This is a genomic window from Streptomyces sp. NPDC048275 (assembly GCF_040652275.1).
Lineage (GTDB): Bacteria > Actinomycetota > Actinomycetes > Streptomycetales > Streptomycetaceae > Streptomyces.
Map to the genome: position 1 here is coordinate 1 of NZ_JBEZLR010000113.1, position 24,436 is coordinate 24,436.

The following is a 24,436-nucleotide window of genomic DNA, read 5'->3' on the forward strand; positions in this document are numbered from 1 at the left end:
CGGCGAGTTGGTCACGAGTCTCATCCGGGATGCGCATACCACACCAACGAGCTTCAGGACGGGAAGCAACACTTTGATTCCCCGCAAGCCCTTAGGCTGAACCGGATCGATCGATCCATCACCGTGCCGTCCGGGGGAGCGACATGGAACCAGCAGCCATAGGTGCCAAGTTGGCGTCGAGTGTGGTCGCGCCGCTCATCAAGAAGCTCTTCGTGGTGGACGGTTCGGGCGCCGGGCTGGTCGAGAAACCGGTGCGGATCTCGGGGTTCGTCTCCTTCAAGGGCGAGAAGCGGACCCTGGGAGAGAAGGAACTGACCAAGCTCTCCGCCGAGTTGGTCGCGCGGGCCCTGCGGACCGGGGAGCGCCCCCTGGCCGCCGACGAGGAACAGGCCGTCGTGCACGCCCTCGCCGACACCCTGCACGCCCTGGGCGACCTTGCCATGACCGACGTACAGGCCGTGGAACTCGGTCACGAGGCGCTCGCCCGACATCTGCGCGCCGCGAGCGGCAACCCCGAGCGGGACCTCTCCTTCGACGCGACCCTCTGTTACGAACGGATCCTCGGCACGGCCTGCCTGCACATCCTGCACTTCTTCACCCAGCGCTCGTCCTTTGTGGCCCGCACGCTGGTGGAGCAGAGCCGGAGGCAGAGTGAGCTCATCGCCAAGGTCGACGAGTTGATCGCGCGGACGCCGACGTCAGCGGGCACGGACCCCGCGTTCGAGCAGCGGTATCTCGCGTACGTCGCCACCAAGCACAGCCGCCTCACCATCTACGGCATCGACCTCGTCAACTCCCCCGAACGCTGGCCGCTCGACGCCGCCTACCTCAGCCTCCAGGCTCTGCGCCCCGAGGAGGACACGGAGGCCACCGGCCCGAACGGGACGCAGATCGCGACCAGCAGCAGCACGCTCCGCGCCGACCAGGCCCTGGCCGAACAGGACTTGGTGCTGCTGCGTGGAGTGGCCGGCTCCGGCAAGACCACGCTCGTGCAGTGGCTGGCCGTGACGTCGTCCCGGGGCGAGCGGGGCGACCGGATCCCGTTCGTGCTGCCCCTGCGCACCCTCGTCCGCCGCGCCGACGGACTTCCGGCACCCGACGGTTTCCTCTCCGCCGTCCGCGTGCCCTTCCACGCCACTCAGCCGGACGGCTGGAGCGACCGTGTCCTCGGCGCGGGACGCGGTCTGCTGCTCGTCGACGGCATCGACGAGATCCCCGAGCGGGACCGCGAGCGCACCCGCCGCTGGCTGCGCGAACTGCTGGACGTCTATCCCGGCAACCAGTGGCTGGTGACGTCCCGTCCGTCGGCCGTCCGCGAGCACTGGCTCGCCCCCGACGGTTTCACCGAACTCGCCCTCACCCCCATGAGCCGCGACGACGTGACCGCGTTCATCCGCCGCTGGCACACGGCGGCCCGGCTCGACGCCACGGACACCGACCGTCTCGACGGCTATGAACGCTCCCTCCTCGACGCCGTGGGGACCAAGCCCGACCTCGGCCGGCTCGCCACCAACCCGCTGATGTGCGGACTGATCTGCGCACTGCACCGCGACCGGCGGGGCTACCTTCCGCACGGGCGCCAGGAGTTGTACGACGCCGCCCTGTCGATGCTGCTGTCGCGCCGTGACGAGGAGCGCGACATGTTCCAGCACCAGAGCCCCGGCGGCATCCACCTCACCGAACTCCCGCAGATCCAGCTCCTCCAGCGGCTCGCCTACTGGCTCATCCGCAACAACCAGTCCGAGATGGACCGCGACCGCGCCGAGCGCATCGTCGCCGACGTGCTGCCGTCCCTGCCGTCCGCCGCCGCGCAGGGCGACGCCCCGGACATCCTGCGCCACCTCCTCGTACGCAGCGGCCTGCTCCGCGAGCCCACTCTCGGCACTGTCGAATTCGTCCACCGCACCTTCCAGGACTACCTGGGTGCGCGGGCGGCGGTGGAGGACGGGGACTTCGGGCTCCTGGTGCGCAACGCCTTCGACTATCAGTGGTCGGACGTGATCCGCATGGCCGTCGCCCATGCCCGCCCCCGGGAACGGGCCACGTTCCTGGGCGACTTGACCCGGTCGGCCGAGGAGCTGTCCGGCACGGCCAGTACGCGGGTACGGCTTCTCGCGCTGGCCGCCCTGGAACACGCCACGGAACTCGACCCCCAGGTCCGGGCCGCCGTGGAGCGCAACGCCGCCTCACTCATCCCGCCTCGTACGACGGAGGAGGCCCGTACCCTCGCCCATGCGGGCCCGCTCGTACTGGAGCTGCTGCCCGGTCCGGAGGGGCTGACGGCCGCCGAGGCCAGGGCCGTGGTCATCACGGCGTCACTCATCGGCACGGACGCGGCCCTCCCGGTCCTGGCCCGCTTCCGGTCGCACCCGTCGTTGCCTGTGCGAGCGCAACTCACCTGGACCTCGCACCGGTTCGACACAGCGCGGTACGCCGCCGAAATCGTGGCTCATCTGCCGCCGGACGACCTCTACTTCACCGCGCACTCGGCCGAGGAGCTGCGCGTCCTGCGCGACCTGGGCGGCCGTTCCATGCTCCAGCTCGTCGGAGACATCGACTCTTCCGACATCCGCAACAGCCTCCTGCCCGACCAGCTGAGCAAGCTCGTCATCTTCGACAACAACGTGCTACGTGATCTGCACTTTCTGCCGGACCAACGGTGCATCACCTCGCTCGATCTCAGCTCCGGCAGCCCGTACGTCGACGACCTCGGCCCGCTCGCCGAGCTGCCCCTCAGATTTCTCTCGCTCAATGCCCTGCCCGGACTCCTGAAGCCGGGTTCCCTGGCGCCGCTCTCGGCCTCGAGGACCTTGCGGATGATGGACATCAGTATTCCGCTGCACGGCGACTCCTTGGACGCCGCTCTCCCCCTGGATCTGCCGCTGGAGTATCTGCGGTTCACCAGGAACGCTCTCCGGTTCACCGGAATGCGCGGCCTGCGCCATATGCACACGCTGAAGCAGCTGAGTCTCGCCACGCTCCCGGAAAGGCTGACGCCCGAGGACTTCGAGGAGATCGCCCGCCTTCCCGCTCTCGAAGAACTGCGAGTCAACTGGAATGCCGTCGGATGGAGCGCGGGTCCGGTACTGCCGAACGTCACAAGGCTGCAGCTCAACAAGTTCACAGGAAACGAGGACCTCTCGAAAGTCCCGGTTCTCTTTCCTGGCCTGCGTAGCGTCGCGCTCCATCTCGCCCCGGAGGTGACCGAGGTACCGGAGCATCTGCTGACGTTCTTCCCGGACACTCCCGTCATCGAGAGGACCGACAGCGTCGTGTGAGCCTTGAAGAGCGGCAAAAAAAGGGGCTGCCCCGGGACCGAAGTCCCGGGGCAGCCCCTTTGTTCAGCGAACCCGGAGGTTACGCCTCCTTGCTCAGGTTGGGCCCTGCTCCACCCGCGGCCTGCTCGATCGGCGGGACGTCGGGAAGCGCGGACTTCTCCTCACCTCGGAAGGTGAACTTCTTCGCCTCGCCCTCGCCCTCCGTGTCGACGACCACGATGTGGCCGGGACGCAGCTCGCCGAAGAGGATCTTCTCGGAGAGGATGTCCTCGATCTCGCGCTGGATGGTCCGGCGCAGCGGCCGGGCGCCCAGGACGGGGTCGTAACCCTTCTTCGCGAGGAGCGACTTGGCGGTCGGGCTGAGCTCGATGCCCATGTCCCGGTCCTTCAGCCGCTCGTCCACCTTGGCGATCATGAGGTCGACGATCCGGATGATGTCTTCCTCGGTGAGCTGGTGGAAGACCACCGTGTCGTCGACACGGTTCAGGAACTCAGGGCGGAAGTGCTGCTTCAGCTCCTCGTTGACCTTGGCCTTCATGCGCTCGTAGTTGGTCTTGACATCACCCGCGGCCGCGAAGCCGAGGTTGAAGCCCTTGGAGATGTCCCGGGTGCCGAGGTTGGTCGTCATGATGATGACCGTGTTCTTGAAGTCCACGACCCGGCCCTGAGAGTCGGTCAGGCGACCGTCTTCCAGGATCTGCAGCAGCGAGTTGAAGATGTCCGGGTGGGCCTTCTCGACCTCGTCGAAGAGGACGACGGAGAACGGCTTGCGGCGGACCTTCTCGGTCAGCTGGCCGCCCTCTTCGTACCCCACGTAGCCGGGGGGCGAGCCGAAGAGACGCGACACCGTGTGCTTCTCGCTGAACTCCGACATGTCGAGGGAGATCAGCGCGTCCTCGTCACCGAAGAGGAACTCGGCGAGGGTCTTCGACAGCTCGGTCTTACCGACACCCGACGGACCCGCGAAGATGAACGAACCACCGGGACGCTTCGGGTCCTTCAGACCCGCTCGCGTACGACGGATCGCCTGCGAGAGCGCCTTGATGGCGTCCTGCTGGCCGATGACCCGCTTGTGGAGCTCGTCCTCCATGCGCAGGAGGCGACTCGACTCCTCTTCCGTGAGCTTGAAGACCGGGATGCCGGTGGCCGTGGCGAGGACCTCGGCGATCAGCTCGCCGTCGACCTCGGCGACGACGTCCATGTCGCCGGCCTTCCACTCCTTCTCCCGCTTGGCCTTCGCCGCCAGCAGCTGCTTCTCCTTGTCGCGGAGAGAGGCCGCCTTCTCGAAGTCCTGGGAGTCGATGGCCGACTCCTTGTCGCGGCGCACGCCCGCGATCTTCTCGTCGAACTCGCGGAGGTCCGGCGGCGCGGTCATCCGGCGGATGCGCATCCGGGAGCCCGCCTCGTCGATCAGGTCGATCGCCTTGTCGGGGAGGAACCGGTCCGAGATGTAGCGGTCCGCGAGCGTCGCGGCCTGGACCAGAGCCTCGTCCGTGATGGAGACGCGGTGGTGTGCCTCGTAACGGTCGCGCAGGCCCTTGAGGATCTCGATCGTGTGGGGGAGGGAAGGCTCCGCCACCTGGATCGGCTGGAAGCGGCGCTCGAGGGCCGCGTCCTTCTCGAGGTGCTTGCGGTACTCGTCCAGAGTCGTGGCACCGATGGTCTGGAGCTCACCGCGTGCCAGCATCGGCTTCAGGATCGAGGCCGCGTCGATGGCGCCCTCTGCGGCACCCGCACCGACCAGCGTGTGCAGCTCGTCGATGAACAGGATGATGTCGCCGCGGGTGCGGATCTCCTTGAGGACCTTCTTCAGGCGCTCCTCGAAGTCACCGCGGTAGCGGGAACCGGCGACCAGCGCGCCCAGGTCGAGGGTGTAGAGGTGCTTGTCCTTGAGGGTCTCGGGCACCTCGCCCTTGACGATGGCCTGCGCCAGGCCCTCGACGACGGCGGTCTTGCCGACGCCGGGCTCGCCGATGAGGACCGGGTTGTTCTTGGTACGGCGGGACAGCACCTGCATGACCCGCTCGATCTCCTTCTCGCGCCCGATGACCGGGTCGAGCTTGGACTCACGAGCGGCCTGGGTGAGATTCCGGCCGAACTGGTCGAGCACCAGGGACGTGGAGGGGGTGCCCTCGGCAGGACCGCCGGCGGTGGCGGTCTCCTTGCCCTGGTAACCGGAGAGCAGCTGGATGACCTGCTGCCGCACCCGGTTGAGATCGGCACCCAGCTTGACCAGGACCTGGGCGGCGACGCCCTCGCCCTCACGGATCAGGCCGAGCAGGATGTGCTCCGTGCCGATGTAGTTGTGGCCCAGCTGAAGGGCCTCGCGGAGCGACAGCTCCAGGACCTTCTTGGCACGGGGGGTGAAGGGGATGTGGCCCGAGGGCGCCTGCTGGCCCTGGCCGATGATCTCCTCCACCTGCTGGCGGACCGCCTCGAGCGAAATCCCGAGGCTCTCCAGGGCCTTAGCGGCGACACCCTCACCCTCGTGGATCAGGCCCAGGAGGATGTGCTCGGTGCCGATGTAGTTGTGGTTGAGCATCCGGGCTTCTTCCTGAGCCAGGACGACAACCCGCCGCGCGCGGTCGGTGAACCTCTCGAACATCGTTAATCGCTCCTCAGAGCGGTCAGGCAGTGAGGGGACGCTCCCCTCGCTGTCCTTCCGCAGCTTAGTCCCGCAAGCGGGGACCGCTCATTCCAACTGCCGACACCGTCCTTGGCCTCCTGACCCCGAACGCCGACATATGCTCCAACCTGATGGTGCGAGACGATGTTCCCGCAGGCCAGGCAGATACCCTCACCAGCTGTACGCCGATGGCGAACGTGAGATGCCCGAGCCATGCGTGTCGCCCCTCCCACTAGGGATGTCTTACCCGTACGCACTGACACTCCATGCGGCGTGCACCGGTTCCCTCCGCTATGGGCGAACAACCTTGCGCCGCCGAACACCGCGCATGTTTTCGTTTTCGACACTCTGTGCACGCACGGAAACACCCAGCGTAACTCTGGGGTCTTCCGGCTGTTTCTCCTGTCATGGTTCCCACGGTCCCCCTCCCGCGCCGTCCGGTCGACCCGAGCGATCGGATGCGGCAGTGGTACGAGAACGAACTCGGCTGGGTGACAGTGCCCGGGTCGCCGTTACGGCTGGTCACAGGGCTGCGCTTCGATGTCCTGGATGCTCCGGCGGAAGCGGCGTTCGCCGCGCGTCGGCATCTGGCGCCCGGCTCTCCGGTGGCCCTGTGCGGGGAGCGGATGCGGCTGTGGGTGGCCGCGGGGAGCGCCGACGAACTGCCGGGGCTGCTGGACTGGCTGGAATGGGGCGCTCTCACGCTGGATCTCAGGGCGATCGGCGCGGGCGGGAGCATCGAGGCTCCGCTGCCGCCGGGAGTGCCGGAGGGGCCGCTCACCGCGGACAGGTTCGGCGGGTCCGGTCCGCAGGGGGCCGCCGTCTGGCTGCGGCCCCCCGAGCCGGGGTGCAAGGTGGAACTGTCGCTGCCGACTCTGTCGGCCCTTGGGGGCGGTGGGGGCGCCCCCGACCTCGTACGACTCGTGGACACGATGGCGACGCAATGCCACCGGGTCCGGCTGCGGCGGGCATGCGCTCAGCCCTTGACCTCTTCGCGGACGTGGGGCCGACCGTAGGCCTTGCCTCAGCCGTTGGCCTTCTCGTAGGCCGCGCGAATGGTCGCGGGAACTCGGCCACGGTCGTTGACCTCGAAACCGTTCTCCTTCGCCCACGCGCGGATCTGCGCGGTGTCCTGGCTGCCACCGGAAGCGACGCGCGCCTTTCCACGGCCTCCCGAAGCACGACCTCCGGTGCGACGACCGCCCTTGACGTAGGCGTCGAGAAGGCCACGGAGCTTGTCCGCATTGGCAGTCGTGAGATCGATTTCGTACGTCTTGCCGTCGAGCGCGAACGTCACGGTCTCGTCGGCCTCGCCACCGTCGAGGTCGTCGACAAGAAGGACCTGAACCTTCTGTGCCACCGGATTTCCTTTCATCGATAACTTGAGGGCCGAGGGTCTGCGGCGTCAGCCGCAGTTTCACGTCCCCTGTTATATGCAGTACTGCAGTACGTCGGAAAGCAAACCGCTTTTGCTGGAAAAACACAAACCCCTGGTGGAGACTCAGAGGTCACTGGAAGACCGGAAACATACGCGTTTCGGACATAGGGAACGCGGGCATGGCGGTCCGGCGGAATAGTCGCCCGGCGATCACAGATGCAGAAGCATCCGGCTGTTGCCCAAGGTGTTCGGTTTCACTCGTTCGAGACCGAGGAACTCTGCCACACCCTCGTCATAGGAACGCAGCAGCTCGGCGTAGACATCGGTGTCAACCGGCGTCTCGCCGATCTCCACGAAGCCGTGCTTCGCGAAGAAGTCCACTTCGAAGGTCAGACAGAAAACCCGGCGAACGCCGAGCCAACGGGCGGTCTGCAGCAACTTCTCCAGCAACTGATGACCGACGCCGGCGCCCTTGACCACGGGGTTCACCGCGAGAGTGCGGACTTCCGCGAGGTCTTCCCACATCACGTGCAGCGCACCGCAGCCGACGACCTCAGTACTTGAGCCGGCGTCGCGCTCCGCGACCCAGAACTCCTGGATGTCCTCGTAAAGCGTCACCGTCGCTTTGTCGAGCAGGATGCGGCGTCGGACGTTCGCGTCAAGGAGGCGGCGCACCGACGGGACATCGCTCGTCCTGGCCCGCCGTACGGTGATGGCTTTTACGGTGCCATCGGGACGCGATGCTGGATGCTCTGCTGGCATGAGCGGACGCTATCGCCCGGTGTCGCCCTGGTCCGCGGCGGGGTTCTCGCCAGAGTTCTCCCCGGCCTTCCCCCCGGCACCCTCCTGGGGTACACGTCTTTCGGTGTCGCCGGGCCCTTGCACGATGCGCATGGCGTCGCGCAGCGCGAGCCGCTGTTCCTCGCTCATCATGCCGAAGAAGGCGACGAGAGCGGCGGCAGGGTTGTCGCTCTGCGACCACGCGTCGTTCATCAGCGCGGCCGAGTAGGCGGCACGAGTGGAGACCGCCTCATATCGATAGGCCCGGCCTTCCGCCTCACGACGCACCCAGCCCTTCTGATGGAGATTGTCCAAAACGGTCATCACCGTGGTGTAGGCGATGGACCGTTCCTGCTGAAGGTCTTCCAGGACTTCTCGAACGGTCACCGGGCGGTTCCACTTCCACACCCGCGTCATGACCGCGTCTTCGAGTTCTCCCAATGGGCGAGGCACAACTCAGAATAATAGTGGGAGATCAGCAACAAAAAGGGCGTACGACTCGAAAAACGTATGAGTCGTACGCCGATGAGCGTCAGGTGGGCGGCGGAGGTCAGGCCTCGCTGTCCCGGGAGGTCTGCCGAGTGGCCTCCGCGCGCGCGAGGGTGGCGTCGACGACCGCGTCCTCCTTGGACTTGTTGGCCCCACCCTGGGTCTTCACGATCGTCATGATCAACCCGATGAAGAAGACGGCCATCACTACGGGGGGCACCAGCGCGGAGACATAGTCCATGCCTCCAGAGTAGCTAGCCCGCCGCGAGCTGCTGAGGGGGGTTCGCCGGTGGCGGCGCGGGCTTGCGCTTCGGCGGGAAGACCTCGCCCGGGGTGGGGATGGGTCGGTCCGGGCGCGGGTTCTTGACGGGGGGATGCGGCTGCGGCTGGGGCTGCGGCTTCGCGGCAGGCTCGCCGGAGGCCAGCCCTCCGGGCAGAGCCGTCAGACGGGTACGGGACGGGGGGACCCTGGGGGCGAGGCGGGCGCGGACGTCCTGCTCGGCGAGGACGCCGCAGCGGTCCAGCAGGGCCGCGGCGGTGGGATTCCCGCGCAGGGCGCGGAGCGCGGCGAGGTCGTCCGGGTGCGGCCGGTAGCCGGAGCCGAGCACTTCCTCCAGGAGTACGAGGTAGCCGGCGGCCGTGCCGGGCAGCGCGGCCCGGTAGCGGGCGAGGTCGGCCAGCAGGAAGGCCCGGAGCCTGGCCCCCTCGCGGGCGGCTTCGTCGACGGACGCGGCGAGACGGTGACAGTCCTGGACGTCTTCGGCCGAGGCGGGGGTGGGGTGCAGGGCGAGGGCGAGAGCGCGACGGAGCACACGCAGCTCCTGCGCACCGAACGCCATGCCGCCGCGGGATCCGTAGGGCGTGGGCATGCGGCGACGATACGCGCTAATCAGACAAAATTTGCATATCGGCGAGGCGTGTCCCTCCGGGGTGTCAGCGCGTGTCCCTCCGGGGTGTCAGCGCGGACTCGGGGTGGGTTGTCTCGCCCCCGCCGCCCCTACCCGTCCCGTCCCCTGGGGGCTCCGCCCCCCAGACCCCCGCTTCGGCCTGGACGGCCCCGTCCTCAAACGCCGGACGGGCTGAGATACCTGGCGGGGGTCTGGGGGCGGAGCCCCCAGGGATGGGAACGGGTAGGGGCGGCGGGGGCGAGGACCCTCAGGTTCGGGACACGTTGCGCTCGTACACCAGGCGGAGGCCGATCAATGTCAGCCACGGCTCGTGTTCGTCGATGACGGAGGACTCTCCGAGAACCATCGGCGCAAGCCCACCCGTGGCGATGACGGTGACATCCTCCGGATCGTCGGCGAGCTCACGCACCATCCGGTTCACGACCCCGTCGACCTGCCCCGCGAAGCCGTAGATGATGCCGGACTGCATCGCCTCGACGGTGTTCTTGCCGATGACGGAACGCGGCCGGGCCACCTCGATCTTGCGCAGCTGCGCACCCTTGACGCCGAGCGCGTCGACGGAGATCTCGATGCCGGGAGCGATGACACCGCCGATGTACTCACCCCGCGCGCTGACCGCGTCGAACGTCGTCGCCGTACCGAAGTCGACGACGATCGCCGGGCCCCCGTAGAGCTCGACGGCGGCGACCGAGTTGATGATGCGGTCCGCGCCGACCTCCTTGGGGTTGTCGGTGAGGATCGGCACGCCGGTCTTGACGCCGGGCTCGACGAGGACGGAGGGAACGTCGCCGTAGTAGCGGCGGGTCACCTCGCGCAGTTCGTGCAGCACGGACGGGACGGTGGCGCAGATCGCGATGCCGTCGATGCCGTCGCCCAGCTCCTCTCCGAGCAGCGGGTGCATGCCCATCAGGCCCTGGAGGAGCACGGCGAGCTCGTCTGCCGTGCGGCGGGCGTCCGTGGAGATGCGCCAGTGCTCGACGATCTCCTCGCCGTCGAAGAGACCGAGGACGGTGTGGGTGTTGCCGACGTCGATGGTGAGCAGCATCCGCCCTACTCCGTCTCGTCCGTCGATGTCTCGTCCGTCGACGCCTCGCGCAGGTCGAGGCCGATGTCCAGGATCGGCGAGGAGTGCGTGAGGGCGCCCACCGCCAGGAAGTCGACGCCCGTCCTGGCGTACTCCTCGGCGTTGCCCAGGGTGAGGCGGCCCGACGCCTCCAGGAGCGCGCGGCCGGCGACGAGGCCCACGGCCTCCTCGCACTCCACGGGCGTGAAGTTGTCCAGCAGGATGAGGTCGGCGCCCGCGTCCACGACCTCGCGCAGCTGGTGCAGGGTGTCGACCTCGACCTCGATCGGCACCTCCGGGAAAGCCTCGCGGACGGCCTTGAAGGCCTGTGCCACGCCGCCCGCGGCGACCACGTGGTTGTCCTTGACCAGTGCCGCGTCCGAGAGCGACATGCGGTGGTTGACGCCGCCGCCCATGCGCACGGCGAACTTCTCCATGGCGCGCAGACCGGGCGTCGTCTTGCGGGTGTCGCGCACGCGGGCCTTCGTGCCCTCCAGGGCGTCCGCCCACGCGCGCGTGGCGGTCGCGATGCCGGACAGACGGCACAGGAGGTTCAGCGCGCTGCGCTCGGCCGTGAGGAGGTCACGGGTGCGGGTGGTGACACTGAGGAGCTTCTGGCCCGCCTCGACCCGGTCGCCGTCCTCGACGTGCCGCTCCACCTCGAACTCGTCGGCGCAGACCACGGAGACGATCGCCTCCGCCACCCGCAGTCCCGCGACCACGCCCGCGTCGCGGGCGATGAAGTCGGCGGTGGAGACGGCGTCCTCGGGGATGGTCGCGACGGTCGTCACGTCCACGCCGTTGTCGAGGTCCTCCTGGATGGCGACGTTCGCGATGTCCTCGACCTCCAGCGGGTCGAGCCCGGCGTCGGCGAGGAGCTGGGCGAGTGCCGGGTCGAGGCCGCACTCCATGTACGTCTCGTCCGATTCGGCGCCGCAGCCGCAGCCGTCGCCGCAGCCGCCGCTCTGGGCGAGGGGAAGGTCGGGGGTGCTCACTGCTGTCACTGCTCCTGAAGGCGCTGCGGGAGGGTCGGGGGGAAGTCTGCGGTATCGGTGGTGTGTACGGCGAGCGTGCGGTCCGGATTCAGTCGTACGACGATGTGGCGGCGCCAGTCGGTGTCGTCGCGGTCGGCGTGGTCCTCGCGCCAGTGGCAGCCGCGGGTCTCCTCGCGCAGGCGGGCGGCGGCGACCAGGACCCGCGCCACGCACAGGAGGTTGGTGGCCTCCCAGGTGTCGACGCCGGGCTCGGACGTCTTGCCGTTCTCGTCGAGGGCGTCGCGTGCGTCCGCGTGCAGCCGCTGGAGGCGGTCGGCCGCCGCCGCAAGGGACTGGGCCGACCTCAGGACGCCCGCCCCGTCCGTCATGATCCGCTGGATCGCGAACCGGTCCTCGGGGGCGAGCAGCGGGTGCGCGGGCTTCTCGGGGTGCGGGACCGGCTGCGGCACGCGCGCGTGGAGGCCGTTTTCGGATCGGCTCTCGGTGATGTCGGCGGCGATGCGCTCGGCGTAGACCAGGCCCTCCAGGAGGGAGTTGGAGGCGAGCCGGTTGGCGCCGTGGACGCCGGTGCAGGCGACCTCGCCGCAGGCGTACAGGCCCGGCACCGTGGTGCGGCCCCGGGCGTCCGTGCGGACGCCTCCGGAGGCGTAGTGGGCGGCCGGGGCGACCGGGACGGGTTCGGTCACCGGGTCGATGCCGTGGGCGCGGCAGGCGGCGAGGATGGTCGGGAAGCGGTGCTCCCACATGTCGGCGCCGAAGTGCCGGGCGTCGAGGAACATGTGCTCGGCGTCCTGCTCCTGCATGCGCCGCATGATGCCCTTGGCGACGATGTCCCGGGGTGCCAGTTCGGCCAGCTCGTGCTGTCCGGTCATGAAGCGCACGCCGTCCGCGTCGACCAGGTGGGCGCCCTCGCCGCGTACCGCCTCGGAGACCAGGGGCTGCTGGCCTTCCGCGTCCGGGCCGAGGAACAGCACGGTCGGGTGGAACTGGACGAATTCGAGGTCGGAGACCTCGGCCCCGGCGCGCAGGGCGAGCGCCACGCCGTCCCCCGTGGAGACCGACGGGTTGGTGGTGGCCGAGAAGACCTGGCCCATGCCGCCGGTCGCGAGGACCACGGCGGGGGCGTGCACGGCTCCCACGCCGTCGTGCTGGCCCTCTCCCATGACGTGCAGGGTCACACCCGCGGTGCGGCCGTCGGCGTCCGTGAGGAGGTCCAGGACGAGCGCGTTCTCGACCGTACGCAGGCCACGCGCGCGTACCGCCTCGACGAGCGCCCGGGAGATCTCGGCGCCGGTCGCGTCGCCGCCCGCGTGCGCGATGCGCCGGCGGTGGTGGCCGCCCTCGCGGGTCAGTTCCAGGGCGCCCTCGGCGGACTCGTCGAAGTGGGCGCCGGTCGCGATGAGACGGCGTACGGCGTCGGGGCCTTCCGTGACGAGGATGCGTACGGCCTCCTCGTCGCACAGGCCCGCGCCCGCCACCAGGGTGTCGTCGAGGTGCTGCTCGGGGGTGTCGCCCTCGCCGAGGGCCGCGGCGATGCCTCCCTGGGCCCAGCGCGTGGAGCCGTCGTCGAGGCGGGCCTTGGTGACGACGACGGTGCGCAGGCCCGCGGCCTCGCAGCGCAGGGCCGCGGTCAGGCCCGCGACGCCGGAGCCGACGACCACGACGTCCGCGGTGAGGGCCCATCCGGGGGCGGGCGCGTGCAGCCGTATGCCCGTACCGGTGGTGGTACGCGTACCTGTGCCTTTGCCGGTCACGAGGCGGCTCCGAAGGTGAGGGGGATGTTGTCGATCAGCCGGGTCGTCCCGACCCGGGCGGCGACGGCGAGGACCGCCTCGCCGGTGAAGTCGTCCGCGATCTCGGTGAAGTCGGAGGGATCGACGAGCGCCAGGTAGTCCAGGGCCAGCGGCGGCCGGAGGCGGGCGGCCTCGTCCAGGACGAGGCGGGCGGCCGCGCGGACGGCCGAGGGGCTGCCGGGGACGGCCTTCGCGACGGCGTGCGCGTCGGCCGCCGCGCGGGACTCGCCGATCGCGCTGAGCGCCTCGGCACGCGCGTGCGTGGCGGGCACCTCACGGGCACGCGCGCGCAGCGCCTCCTGGGCGGCGTGCCGGTCGCGGCCGGCGAACAGGGCCTGCGAGAGGGCGAGCGCGGTGCGTCGCTCCCCGGTCGAGAGGTAGCGGTTGCGGCTGGAGAGGGCGAGCCCGTCCTCCTCGCGCACCGTGGGGACGCCGACGATCTCCACGCCGAAGTTCAGATCGCGCGCCATGCGGCGGATCAGGGCCAGTTGCTGGGCGTCCTTCTGCCCGTACAGCGCCACGTCGGGCCGGGTGAGGTGCAGCAGCTTGCCGACGACGGTGAGCATGCCGTCGAAGTGGCCGGGGCGCACAACTCCCTCCAGGCGCTCGCCCATGGGGCCGGCGCTGATCCGGACCTGGGGCTCACCGCCGGGATAGACCTCGTCCACGGCGGGGGCGAACACGGCGTCCGCGCCCGCCGCTTCGGCGATCTTGAGGTCGGCGTCCAGGGTGCGCGGGTAGCGGTCCAGGTCTTCACCCGCGCCGAACTGCAGCGGGTTCACGAAGACGGTGACGACCACGTCGCCCTCGGGGCCCGCGATCTCGCGGGCGCTGCGGATCAGCGTGGCGTGGCCCTCGTGCAGGGCGCCCATGGTCATCACGACGGCCCGGCGGCCGCGCCGCACGCGCGCGTGCAGTTCGTCGGCGGTGCGCAGGAGGGTGGTGGTCATCGGTCGCTCCCGTCGTCGGGCAGGGTGGCGCCGTCGGCGAGTACCCCGAGGAGGTCCTCGGCGAGTTCCGGTTTCAGCAGTCCGTGGGCGAGGGCGCGGTCGGCGGTCGCGCGGGCCATCGCGAGATAGCCGGCGACGGTCTGCGGGGCGTGCTTGCGCAGCTCGGCGACATGCGCGGCGACCGTGCCCGCGTCCCCGCGCGCGACGGGCCCGGTGAGGGCCGCGTCGCCCGACCTGAGGGCGTTGTCGAGGGCGGCGCCCAGCAGGGGGCCGAGCATCCGGTCGGGGGCCTCGACGCCCGCGGAGCGCAGCAGGTCCATGGACTCGGCGACCAGGGTCACCAGGTGGTTCGCGCCGAGCGCGAGCGCCGCGTGGTAGAGCGGGCGGGACTCCTCGGCGATCCACTCCGGTTCGCCGCCCATCTCGATGACCAGGGCCTCGGCGGCGAGACGCAGTTCCTCGGGCGCGGTGACCCCGAAGGAGCATCCGGCCAGCCGCTGTACGTCCACGGGGGTGCCGGTGAACGTCATGGCGGGGTGCAGCGCGAGCGGCAGGGCGCCCGCCCTGAGCGCGGGCTCGAGCACGCGTGCGCCGTACCGCCCGGAGGTGTGCACGAGCAGTTGGCCGGGCCGGACGGCTCCCGTCTCGGCGAGCCCCTCGACGAGGCCGGGCAGCGCGTCGTCCGGGACGGTCAGCAGCACCAGGTCGGCGCGCTCCAGGACCTGTGCCGGGGACACCAGCGGCACGTCGGGCAGCAGTAGCGCGGCGCGGCGCCTGGAGGTGTCGGAGACCCCGGAGACGGCCACCGGGCGGTGCCCGGCGAGTTGGAGGGCCGCGGCGAGGGCGGGGCCCACGCGGCCGGCGCCGACGACACCGACGGTGAGTCGCGCGGGGCGGTCCTTGGGGTCTGGCTTGGGGAATGTACTCACTCGACGGCGGCCTTCCGTTCCAGTCCGCTCGGGGTACCGGACGATTTCTCGTCATGTTAACGCGATTGGTTCGAGGGGCGTTTTCGTTGTCCACAGGCTGTGAGTTTCCGCAGGTCGCCCGGGTGGGGAAATCAGGGTGCCGCGGCGGCGCGGCCCGCGACATCATCCAGGGATGAGCGATGCGGCGGAAGAAGCGGAAGAGACGGCGGGGCGGGACGTGGAAGGGACGGCCGAGGAGAAGCGGGAGCGGCGGGTTGCCGCCTTGCGGGCGGCTCAGCGGGTGCTGTGGCGGCCCGGTTACCAGCAGACGGTCCGCGAGCGGCTGGCCTGGCTGAACGACGGGGCGGAGGGCGTGTACGACCTCGACCAGCCGGTCGACATGTACGGCGACCGGGTCGTGGAGACCTTGGAGGAGCGGGTCGCGGGCCTGCTCGGCAAGGAGGCCGCCGCCTTCTTCCCCACCGGCACCATGGCCCAGCAGGTCGCGCTGCGCTGCTGGGCGGGCCGCACCCAGAACGCGACCGTCGCGATGCACGCGCTCAGCCATCCGGAGGTGCATGAGCGGCACGCGTTCAGTCGGATCAGCGGCCTGCGTCCGGTCCAGGTGACGGGCGAGCCGCGGCTGCCGACCGCCGCCGAGATACGGGACTTCGAGGAGCCGTTCGGGGCGCTGTTGCTGGAACTGCCGCTCAGGGACGCCGGTTTCGTACTGCCCTCCTGGGAGGAGCTCTCGGACGTCGTGGAGGCCGCCCGGGAACGTGACGCAGTGGTGCACTTCGACGGAGCGCGGCTGTGGGAGTGCCCCCCTCACTTCGGTCGACCCCTCGACGAGATCGCGGGCCTCGCGGACAGCGTCTACGTGTCGTTCTACAAGTCGCTCAGCGGGTTCGGCGGGGCGGCGATCGCGGGCCCGAGGACGCTGATCGACGAGGCGAGGACCTGGCGGCACCGGTACGGCGGCATGATCCTCCAGCAGTTCCCGACGGCGCTCGCGGCGCTCATCGGCTTGGAGCGGGAGCTGCCCCGGCTGCCGGAATACGTGGCCCACGCGCGCGTGGTCGCCGCCGCCCTGCGCGAGGGCTTCGCGCAGACCGGGGTCCCGTGGGCGCGCGTCCACCCCGAGGAACCGCACACCCACCAGTTCCAGGTGTGGCTGCCGTACGACGCCGATGTCCTCACGGACGCGGCGATGCTGCACACCGAGGAGACGAAGACCGGTCTCTTCCCGCAGCGTTGGGTCCGTGGTGGTCCGGGGCTGGCGTTCACCGAGGTCACGGTGGCGGGGGCCGGTCTGGAGTGGACGGCTGACGACGTCAGGGCGGCCGTCGCGGACTTCGTGGGCTTCGTGGAGCGGCTGTCGCGCTGACGGCCGCTCCGGACGAAGGTCAGCAGCCGGCGGGCCGCCGCCCGTGCAGCCACCGGCCCAGGGCCTCCCGTATCCGCCCGTGGGCCGGGAGTCCCCCCACGACCGCCCGGAAGCGCCGGTAGTCGCGCAGTTCACGGGCGACCTGCCAGTCGTGCTGTCCGGGCGCGGGAGGGGCGCTCTCGCCGTGCTGCTGGGCCCGGTAGGTGTCGAGGAGGTACTGCTGGGTGATGCTCATGGCGGATCGCCTCTCGGGACGAGGAATGGGATCCGGAAGGCCCGCGGTGCCCCGGTGTTTCCAGGCTGCGCCTGCGCAGGGGCGTCTGTCCTCTCGATTGACGACCGGCGTCAATCGGCGGCGGCGTTGTCGGTGGCGGGGTGCACCATGAGGTCATGAGCGTGCGCATCGATGTCACCGGGCTGCGGCAGGAGCGGGTCTCCTTCGTGCCGTCCCCGCTCGCCGAGCTCGGTATGGCGCTGCACGCGCTGTCCGAGCCGGGGCACCACCCCGGTCTGCAGGGCTGGGCGACCGCCGTGACCGCCCGCCTCGACCCGCATCTCGCCGACCGGATGTGCGAGGCCGACTTTCTGTGGCGGACGACGTTCTCGGACCTGTTCCTGCCGTTCGCGGGGATTCCCGGCGGGGCCACGCTCCCGGGCACGACCCTCGCCGAGGACCTGGATCTGCTGGACAAGCTGACGGACCAGCAGTTCGTGGACGCGGCCCTGGAGTTCACGTGCGCGCTGGCGTACGACTCGCAGGGCCCTGACGCGCTCTCCGACCCGGAGGTGCGTCGGCGTGCCGTGGACCTGGCCGCCTCGCGCGGTCCGCAGCAGACGCGGTTCACCCGGCGGCTGCTGGACGATCCGCCGAGCGTGCGGGCCTGGCTGCGACAGTTCCTGGAGGACTGCGACGAGGCCTTCTTCGCCGAGGCCTGGTCGCGGCTGCGCCACCAGCTCGCGGCGGACGCCCGCCACAAGACGGACCTGTTCCGGCACAAGGGCCTGGCCGAGGCGCTGGCCTCGGTGTCCCCCGCGGTGGCGCTGGACGAGACGGCCGGGCGGCTCACCATCGACAAGCTGGCCGAGGGCCGCACGGTCACCGCGGACGGCGGCCTGCTGCTGGTGCCCACCAGCCTCGGCCGACCGCATCTCATGGTGCTGCACCGGTATCAGTGGCAGCCGGTGCTGCACTACCCCATCAGCTCGCCCGAGCTCGCCGCCCCGCCCTCCGTCGAGCAGCTGACCCTGCGGATGACCGCGCTGTCCCACCCGGTCCGGATGCGGATCTGCCGTCATCTGGCCCGCAGCGCGTACACCACGGGCGAGCTGGCGCAGGTGCACGGGATGACGGCGCCCGAGATATCCCGGCATCTGGGCGTGCTGAAGAAGGCGGGCCTGATCACGACGCGTCGACGCGGGCGGTATGTGCTGCACCAGCTGGACGTCACCGTGGTCGCCCGGCTGGGCAGCGACTTCCTGGAGGGCCTGCTGCGCTGAGCCCGAGGGGTCACCGCGGCCGCCCCGCCCGGGTCACGCCGTCAGCCGTGCCCGCCGGCCCGTACGAGCCCCGTCTCGTACGCGAGGACCACCACCTGCACCCGGTCCCGCAGCCCCAACTTCGTCAGAATGCGCCCCACATGCGTCTTCACGGTCGCCTCGGACAGCACGAGGCGCGCCGCGATCTCCCCGTTCGACAGGCCCTGCGCGACCAGCACCATCACCTCCCCCTCCCGGTCGGTGAGCCGCTCCAGCCCCTTGTGCCGGGGCTCCTTGCCGGTGCTGGGCAGCATCGGCGCGAAGCGGTCGAGCAGGCGCCGGGTGGTGGACGGCGCGACCACGGCGTCGCCGCTGTGCACGGAGCGGATGGCGGCGAGCAGCTCGCCGGGCGGCACGTCCTTGAGCATGAAGCCGGAGGCGCCCGCCTTCAGCCCGGAGAAGGCGTACTCGTCCAGGTCGAAGGTGGTCAGGATCAGCACCTTCGGCGGGTTGGGATCGGAGCAGATGCGGCGGGTCGTCTCGACCCCGTCCAGCTTCGGCATGCGTACGTCCATGAGCACCACGTCGACCGCCGTCGACCGCAGTGCCTGGAGGGCCTCGACACCGTCGCCCGCCTCCGCCACGACCTCCATGTCCGGCTGAGCGGCGAGCACCATCCGGAAGCCGGTGCGCAGCAGCACCTGGTCGTCGACGAGCATGACTCGGATCGCCATCGGGGCCTCTTCCATCTCTGTCAAAAATCGAGAGCAAACAATCAAAAGGGTTCGTTACAGGTGTCAGTGGGCGGCCTTGAGCGGCAGCAGCGCGCTGATGCGGAAGCCTCCACCGGGCCGCGGTCCCGCGTCCAGGGTGCCGCCGACCATCCCGACGCGTTCCCGCATCCCGATCAGGCCGTGGCCCTGGCCGTCGGCGCCCCCCTCCTCGTACAGCTCGTGGGGAGCGCCCTTGCCGTCGTCCTCGACGAGCAGCCCGAGGCCGTCGTCGAAGTAGACCAGGCGCACGCTCGCGCCCGCGTTCGGGCCGCCGTGCTTGCGCGTGTTGGTGAGCGCCTCCTGCACGATGCGGTACGCCGTGAGTTCCACCCCGCTGGGGAGGGGGCGCGGGGTGCCCTCGACCTTGAAGTCGACGGGGAGGCCCGAGGTGCGGCACTGCTCGATGAGGTCGTCGAGCTGTTCGACGTCCGGCTGCGGCACGTATTCCCCGCCCTCCTGGTGCTCGCCGGTGCGCAGCACGCCGAGCAGCCGGCGCATCTCGGCGAGGGCCTGCCGGCCCGTTCCCGAGATGGTCTCCAGGGCCTTCCTGGCCTGCTCGGGAGCGGTGTCCATGACGTACGCGGCGCCGTCGGCCTGCACGACCATCACCGAGACGTTGTGGGCGACCACGTCGTGCAGCTCGCGGGCGATCCGGGCGCGCTCGGCGGCGACGGCGACCTTGGACTGCGCCTCGCGCTCCTTCTCGAGCCGGGCGGCGCGCTCCTCGAGCTGGGCGAGGTAGGCGCGGCGGGTGCGGATCGAGTCTCCGAGGACCCAGGCGAGCGCGAACGGGACCGTCTGGAAGACCGCTATCAGGACGATGCCCGCCCCGCTCGTGTTCTCCTGTGGCCAGCGGATCTGCGAGACGGTCGCCGCGCACAGGCCGCCGGTCAGCGCGAGCCGGGAGGCCCAGCGGGCGCCGTCCGCGGCGACGGTGTAGATGATCACCAGCATCGCGAAGTCGGCGGGCACCACCTGGACGTCGAGGACCAGCTGGACGACGCCTGCCGCGACGGCCAGGATCAGCATCTTCTCGGGCATGCGGCGGCGCAGCGCGACGACCAGACACAACACGACGGCGATCGGGACCGCTGCGGCGAGCGGCCCGTGGTCCCGGCCGTCGCCGACACTCGTGAGGCTCACGCCGGTGATCCCGAGCAGGACGGCGGCCCAGAAGGCGTCGACCCACGTCGGGTACCTGCGGAGGAAGTCATAAAGGCGCTGCACGTAACCCAGAGTAGGGAAGCGCGCTGCGTGTAGGGGTCAACCGGAGGACCGATCCGCGAGGGGTGCTCGTACTCCCCAAGGTGGAGGCTCTCCCCGTTCGCGACGCTCAGGGCCTGTCCGGCGGATCATGCCGGAGACGCGGGACAGGCCCTGGGGCCTGTCGTTTGGATCACGCCGGTGACAAGGCATCGCCGATTCCCCGCGACCTGACCCGAACAACAGGCCCTAGCCTGGCCCGGTGACACGTGCGGCGGCGGGCGAGTGGCGGGGATGGCGCGAGGCGACGGAGGAGGCGCTGTACGGGCCCCATGGGTTCTACCGCAGGCCCGAGGGCCCCTCGGGCCACTTCCGCACCTCGGTGCACGCGTCCCCGCTGTTCGCCGGGGCCGTGGCCCGGCTGCTGTGCCGGCTCGACGAGGCCCTCGGCCGCCCCGCCCCGCTCACCTTCGTCGACATGGCGGCGGGCCGCGGCGAGCTGGTGACCGCCGTCCTCGCCGCGCTCCCTGCCGAAGTGGCCGCCCGCGCGCGCGGGTACGCCGTCGAACGCGCCGACCGCCCCGCCGGTCTCGATCACCGGATCGAGTGGCTCGCCGAGCCCCCGAAGGGCGTCACCGGGCTGCTGTTCGCCAACGAGTGGCTGGACAACGTACCGGTGGACGTCGCCGAGGCGGACGCCGAGGGCGTACCGAGGCGGGTTCTCGTACGAGGGGACGACGGGGCCGAACGCCTCGGGGACCCCGTGGAGGGGGCGGACGCGCAGTGGCTGCGGAGGTGGTGGCCGCTGTCCTCCCAGGGGGACCGCGCCGAAATCGGCCGCCCCAGGGACACCGCCTGGGCCGATGCCGTCGCCACCCTCGAGCGCGGTCTCGCCGTCGCCGTCGACTACGCGCACCTCGCCGCCACGCGGCCGCCCTTCGGGACGCTCACCGGATTCCGCGCGGGCCGGGAGACGGTGCCCGTGCCGGACGGGTCGTGCGACATCACGGCGCACGTGGCGCTCGACGCGTGCACACTGCCCGGAGGGCGCGTACTGACCCAGCGGACCGCGCTGCGCGCCCTGGGCGTGAGCGGCGCACGACCGGCACTCACGCTCGCCTCCACGGACCCCACCGCGTACGTACGCGCCCTCGCGGGCGCCGGCGCGGCGGCGGAGCTCACCGCACCCGGCGGCCTGGGCGACTTCGGCTGGCTGCTGCAGCCGGTGGGAATTCCGAACGCTCCACTCGGGGAGCTGCTTGGCGACCTACTTGTCGATGTCCCCGACCACGAAGAACAGTGACCCCAAAATCGCCACCATGTCCGCGACCAGCGTGCCCGGCAGCAGCTCGACCAGCGCCTGGATGTTGTTGAACGAGGCCGAGCGCAGTTTCAGCCGGTACGGGGTCTTCTCGCCCTTGCTGACCAGGTAGTAACCGTTGATGCCGAGCGGGTTCTCGGTCCAGGCGTACGTGTGCCCCTCGGGCGCCTTCAAAACCTTGGGCAGCCGCTGGTTGATCGGCCCCGGCGGCAGCTCGGCAAGCCGGTCGAGGCAGGCGTCCGCGAGGTCGAGCGCGTTGTGCGTCTGCTCCAGGAGGCACTCGAAGCGGGCCAGACAGTCGCCCTCCTGGCGCGTGACCACCTTCAGGGTGTCCTGGAGCTGCCCGTAGGCGAGGTACGGCTCATCGCGACGCAGATCGAAATCGACGCCGGAGGCGCGCGCGATCGGCCCGCTCACCCCGTAGGCGTGCACGGCCTCCGGCGCGAGGGCGCCCACGCCCCGCGTACGCCCCCGGAAGATCTCGTTGCCGAGCACCAGGTCGTCGTACACGCCCATCCGCGAGCGCAGCGACGTCACGGCGCCACGCGCGCGCGTGGTCCATCCGGCCGGAAGGTCCTCCTTGAGGCCCCCGACGCGGTTGAACATGTAGTGCATGCGCCCGCCGGAGACCTCCTCCATGACGTGCTGAAGATCCTCGCGCTCCGTGAAGGCGTAGAAGATCGGGGTGATCCCGCCCAGCTCCAGGGGGTACGAGCCCAGGAACATCAGGTGGTTCAGGACGCGGTTGAGCTCCGCGAGCAGGGTGCGCATCCACACCGCGCGCTCGGGGACCTCCATGCCGAGCATCCGCTCCACGGCGAGGACCACGCCCAGCTCGTTGGAGAAGGCGGAGAGCCAGTCGTGGCGGTTGGCGAGCATGACGATCTGGCGGTAGTCGCGCGCCTCGAAGAGCTTCTCCGCGCCGCGGTGCATATAGCCGATGACCGGCTCCGCGTGCTGGATCCGCTCGCCGTCCAGAACCAGCTTCAACCGCAGCACACCGTGGGTGGACGGGTGCTGGGGCCCGATGTTGAGCACCATGTCGGTGCTCTCCGCGGCGCCGCCGATACCGACCATGGTCTCCGTCGTGGGAGTCATGGGGACAGTCTCTCGTACGTACCCTTGCGGCATGGAGACGGGGAGCACGGAAACCGCGGGCGATACAGCGACGGAGCCGGTCTGGACCGGGCTGCCTCCGGGGCTGCTGCGGATGCGCCGACTGCTGCTGGTGGTGTGGCTGGGACTGCTGACGGTCGGCGTGGGCCTACTGCTGGGGCTGCTCGCGGGCGTCGTCTGGGCGGCCTTCGCGCTGCTGCCGCTCGCCCTGCTGGTGTGGGGCTGGCACATGCTGGGGCGCAACTGGCTCTCCTGGCGGTACGCCGAGCGCGCGGACGACCTGCTGATCAGCCGGGGGGTGCTGTTCCGCGAGGAGACCGTGGTGCCGTACGGACGGATGCAGCTGGTCGAGGTGACCTCCGGGCCCGTCGAGCGGCACTTCGGGCTCGCGAGCGTGCAGCTGCACACGGCCGCCGCGGCGACGGACGCGTGCATTCCGGGCCTGGACCCGGCCGAGGCAGAGCGGCTCCGCGACCGGCTGACCGAGCTGGGCGAGGCCCGATCGGCGGGGCTGTGACGACGCCCGGCGCCGAGAACGCCGTATCGGAGGCGAAGCTGCTGGTCGAGCGGCGGCTGCACCCCGTGACGCCGTTCCGGCGCGCCTGGGCGCCCGTCGCCGTGGTCGCCGGATGGGCCGTGCACGACCCCAACCAGGCACAGGAGCAGCTGACCAGACTCACCACGACCGCGCTGCTCGTCGGGCTCGCCGTGATCGTCCCGGCGGCCGCCCTCTACGGCTTTCTGAGCTGGTGGTTCACGCACTTCGCGGTGACCGAGACCGAACTGCGCATCCGTACCGGCCTGGTCTTCCGGCGCACCGCGCACATCCGGCTCGACCGGCTCCAGGCCGTCGACGTCACCCAGCCGCTGCTGGCCCGCGTCGCGGGCGTCACCAAGCTCAAACTCGACGTCATCGGGACGGACAAGAAGGACGAACTCGCCTTCCTCGGCGAGGACGAGGCGCGCGTTCTGCGGGCCGAACTCCTCGCCCGCGCCGCCGGTTTCGCCCCCGAGACGGCGCACGAGGTCGGCGAGGCGCCGGTACGGCAGCTGGTGCACGTTCCGGCGGGCGTGCTGGCCGTCTCCCTGGTGCTGACCGGCGCCACCTGGGGCTCCCTGGCCGCCGCGCTCGTCGTACCCCCGGTGTTGTGGTTCGCCACCCACAGCGTGTGGACGGTCCTCGCGACCGCTCTGCCACTGCTCGGCGCGGCGGGTGCGAGCAGCGTGGGGCGGTTCGTCGGCGAGTACGACTGGACGGTGGGCGAGTCCCCGGACGGACTGCGCATCGACCGCGGGCTCCTCGACCGTACGCACGAGACGGTGCCGCCCGGACGCGTGCAGACCGTACGGATCGTCGAGCCGCTGCTGTGGCGGCGGCGCGGGTGGGTACGGGTCGAGCTGGACGTCGCGGGGTCCTCGAACTCCGTCCTCGTGCCCGTCGCTCCGCGCGCGGTCGCCGAGTCGGTGATCACGAGGGTGCTGCCGGGAGCGACGGTGCCCGCCGCGCTGTCGCGGCCGCCGCGCCGGGCGGGGTGGTGCGTGCCGTTCTGGTGGCGGGGGTACGGGCTCGCCGTCACCGACACCGTCTTCGTGGCACGGCACGGGCTGCTGCGCCGCAGCCTCTCGCTCGTGCCGCACGCGAAGGTCCAGAGCGTACGGCTGACACAAGGGCCCTGGAAACGCCTCAGGCGGGTCGCCGACGTCCATGTGGACACGGGGGCGAACAAGACGGTGACGGCGCGGCTGCGGGACGCCTCGGAGGCGGCGGAACTGCTTCAGTCGCAGTCCGACCGGTCGCGGACGGGGCGGCGGGAGGCGCTGCCGGATCGGTGGATGGTGTGACGGACTTGGGCCTGTCCGGCGGAACAGGTCGCAGGAAATCAACGGAGCCTGATCAGCGCCGGTGAGCGGGGCCTGGTGCGTCCAACTGCAAGGCGGAGGAGGGCGTCGACGCGGAGCGTCGGCAACCGACGACAACGCCGCAGGTGGGCG

Annotated in this window: 22 protein-coding genes; 7 read left to right on the plus strand and 15 right to left on the minus strand. The window is 70.6% G+C overall.

Annotated elements, in window-relative coordinates; all coding sequences use genetic code 11:
• Window positions 1-143: 143 nt before the first annotated feature.
• Window positions 144-3,278: an NACHT domain-containing protein gene (locus tag AB0D57_RS40310; RefSeq protein WP_362085574.1), complete on the plus strand. Its 3,135-nt coding sequence runs from the start codon at window positions 144-146 to the stop codon at window positions 3,276-3,278.
• Between the two features lie 79 nt (window positions 3,279-3,357).
• On the opposite strand, the gene AB0D57_RS40315 is transcribed toward AB0D57_RS40310, so the two are convergent.
• Entirely contained in the window at window positions 3,358-5,883 is a 2,526-nt protein-coding gene (locus AB0D57_RS40315) for an ATP-dependent Clp protease ATP-binding subunit (protein ID WP_362085577.1), read from the minus strand.
• A 428-nt stretch (window positions 5,884-6,311) separates the two neighbouring features.
• On the opposite strand from AB0D57_RS40315, the gene AB0D57_RS40320 reads away from it, so the two are divergent.
• Window positions 6,312-6,920 carry an SCO3374 family protein gene (locus tag AB0D57_RS40320; RefSeq protein WP_362085580.1) on the plus strand — a complete coding sequence of 203 codons (609 nt, stop codon included), beginning with the start codon at window positions 6,312-6,314 and terminating at the stop codon, window positions 6,918-6,920.
• 8 nt (window positions 6,921-6,928) lie between these two features.
• Here AB0D57_RS40320 and AB0D57_RS40325 read toward each other — a convergent pair whose 3' ends face one another.
• From AB0D57_RS40325 to AB0D57_RS40370, 10 genes are all read right to left on the minus strand, one after another.
• Window positions 6,929-7,264 carry an Lsr2 family protein gene (locus tag AB0D57_RS40325; protein WP_362085583.1) on the minus strand — a complete coding sequence of 112 codons (336 nt, stop codon included), beginning with the start codon at window positions 7,262-7,264 and terminating at the stop codon, window positions 6,929-6,931.
• A gap of 228 nt (window positions 7,265-7,492) precedes the next feature.
• Window positions 7,493-8,044, minus strand: a complete 552-nt coding sequence (locus AB0D57_RS40330) for an amino-acid N-acetyltransferase (protein WP_362085586.1) — start codon at window positions 8,042-8,044, stop codon at window positions 7,493-7,495.
• A 9-nt stretch (window positions 8,045-8,053) separates the two neighbouring features.
• Window positions 8,054-8,503 carry a BlaI/MecI/CopY family transcriptional regulator gene (locus AB0D57_RS40335; protein WP_362085655.1) on the minus strand — a complete coding sequence of 150 codons (450 nt, stop codon included), beginning with the start codon at window positions 8,501-8,503 and terminating at the stop codon, window positions 8,054-8,056.
• A 109-nt stretch (window positions 8,504-8,612) separates the two neighbouring features.
• Window positions 8,613-8,792: a hypothetical protein gene (locus tag AB0D57_RS40340; protein WP_362085589.1), complete on the minus strand. Its 180-nt coding sequence runs from the start codon at window positions 8,790-8,792 to the stop codon at window positions 8,613-8,615.
• A gap of 13 nt (window positions 8,793-8,805) precedes the next feature.
• Window positions 8,806-9,390: a hypothetical protein gene (locus tag AB0D57_RS40345; protein WP_362085658.1), complete on the minus strand. Its 585-nt coding sequence runs from the start codon at window positions 9,388-9,390 to the stop codon at window positions 8,806-8,808.
• 316 nt (window positions 9,391-9,706) lie between these two features.
• Entirely contained in the window at window positions 9,707-10,504 is a 798-nt protein-coding gene (locus tag AB0D57_RS40350) for a type III pantothenate kinase (protein ID WP_362085592.1), read from the minus strand.
• A gap of 5 nt (window positions 10,505-10,509) precedes the next feature.
• Window positions 10,510-11,517: a carboxylating nicotinate-nucleotide diphosphorylase gene (gene nadC / locus AB0D57_RS40355; protein ID WP_362085595.1), complete on the minus strand. Its 1,008-nt coding sequence runs from the start codon at window positions 11,515-11,517 to the stop codon at window positions 10,510-10,512.
• A 5-nt stretch (window positions 11,518-11,522) separates the two neighbouring features.
• On the minus strand, window positions 11,523-13,271 hold the full coding sequence (locus AB0D57_RS40360; RefSeq protein WP_362085598.1) for an L-aspartate oxidase: 1,749 nt from the start codon (window positions 13,269-13,271) through the stop codon (window positions 11,523-11,525).
• Window positions 13,268-14,260: a pantoate--beta-alanine ligase gene (gene panC, locus AB0D57_RS40365; protein WP_362085601.1), complete on the minus strand. Its 993-nt coding sequence runs from the start codon at window positions 14,258-14,260 to the stop codon at window positions 13,268-13,270. The genes AB0D57_RS40360 and panC overlap by 4 nt, the downstream gene beginning before the upstream one ends.
• Window positions 14,257-15,189, minus strand: coding sequence for a DUF2520 domain-containing protein (locus tag AB0D57_RS40370; RefSeq protein ID WP_362085604.1), 933 nt, complete (start codon window positions 15,187-15,189; stop codon window positions 14,257-14,259). The genes panC and AB0D57_RS40370 overlap by 4 nt, the downstream gene beginning before the upstream one ends.
• Window positions 15,190-15,361: 172 nt before the next feature.
• Between AB0D57_RS40370 and AB0D57_RS40375 the strand changes: the two genes are divergently transcribed.
• Complete coding sequence (locus tag AB0D57_RS40375) at window positions 15,362-16,555, plus strand: beta-eliminating lyase-related protein (protein WP_362085607.1); 1,194 nt, start codon at window positions 15,362-15,364, stop codon at window positions 16,553-16,555.
• A gap of 19 nt (window positions 16,556-16,574) precedes the next feature.
• Here the strand turns inward: AB0D57_RS40375 and AB0D57_RS40380 are convergent, their stop codons facing one another.
• Entirely contained in the window at window positions 16,575-16,790 is a 216-nt protein-coding gene (locus AB0D57_RS40380) for a hypothetical protein (RefSeq protein ID WP_362085610.1), read from the minus strand.
• 155 nt (window positions 16,791-16,945) lie between these two features.
• On the opposite strand from AB0D57_RS40380, the gene AB0D57_RS40385 reads away from it, so the two are divergent.
• A complete protein-coding gene (locus AB0D57_RS40385) occupies window positions 16,946-18,052 on the plus strand; it encodes a DUF5937 family protein (RefSeq protein ID WP_362085613.1) in 1,107 nt (368 codons plus the stop codon).
• Between the two features lie 41 nt (window positions 18,053-18,093).
• Here AB0D57_RS40385 and AB0D57_RS40390 read toward each other — a convergent pair whose 3' ends face one another.
• Both AB0D57_RS40390 and AB0D57_RS40395 read right to left on the minus strand, forming a co-directional pair.
• Window positions 18,094-18,765: a response regulator transcription factor gene (locus AB0D57_RS40390; RefSeq protein WP_362085616.1), complete on the minus strand. Its 672-nt coding sequence runs from the start codon at window positions 18,763-18,765 to the stop codon at window positions 18,094-18,096.
• A 63-nt stretch (window positions 18,766-18,828) separates the two neighbouring features.
• Window positions 18,829-20,031 carry a sensor histidine kinase gene (locus AB0D57_RS40395; protein ID WP_362085619.1) on the minus strand — a complete coding sequence of 401 codons (1,203 nt, stop codon included), beginning with the start codon at window positions 20,029-20,031 and terminating at the stop codon, window positions 18,829-18,831.
• 238 nt (window positions 20,032-20,269) lie between these two features.
• On the opposite strand from AB0D57_RS40395, the gene AB0D57_RS40400 reads away from it, so the two are divergent.
• Window positions 20,270-21,310 carry an SAM-dependent methyltransferase gene (locus AB0D57_RS40400; RefSeq protein WP_362085622.1) on the plus strand — a complete coding sequence of 347 codons (1,041 nt, stop codon included), beginning with the start codon at window positions 20,270-20,272 and terminating at the stop codon, window positions 21,308-21,310.
• Here AB0D57_RS40400 and AB0D57_RS40405 read toward each other — a convergent pair.
• Entirely contained in the window at window positions 21,275-22,426 is a 1,152-nt protein-coding gene (locus AB0D57_RS40405) for an NADH-quinone oxidoreductase subunit D (RefSeq protein ID WP_362085625.1), read from the minus strand. The genes AB0D57_RS40400 and AB0D57_RS40405 overlap by 36 nt on opposite strands.
• Before the next feature lie 31 nt (window positions 22,427-22,457).
• Between AB0D57_RS40405 and AB0D57_RS40410 the strand changes: the two genes are divergently transcribed.
• Together AB0D57_RS40410 and AB0D57_RS40415 are read left to right on the plus strand one after the other, a co-directional pair.
• Window positions 22,458-22,961, plus strand: coding sequence for a PH domain-containing protein (locus AB0D57_RS40410; RefSeq protein WP_362085628.1), 504 nt, complete (start codon window positions 22,458-22,460; stop codon window positions 22,959-22,961).
• Window positions 22,958-24,286 (plus strand): PH domain-containing protein, encoded by a 1,329-nt coding sequence (locus AB0D57_RS40415; RefSeq protein WP_362085631.1) that lies wholly within the window; start codon window positions 22,958-22,960, stop codon window positions 24,284-24,286. Before AB0D57_RS40410 ends, AB0D57_RS40415 begins: the two co-directional genes overlap by 4 nt.
• The last annotated feature ends 150 nt before the right edge of the window (window positions 24,287-24,436 follow it).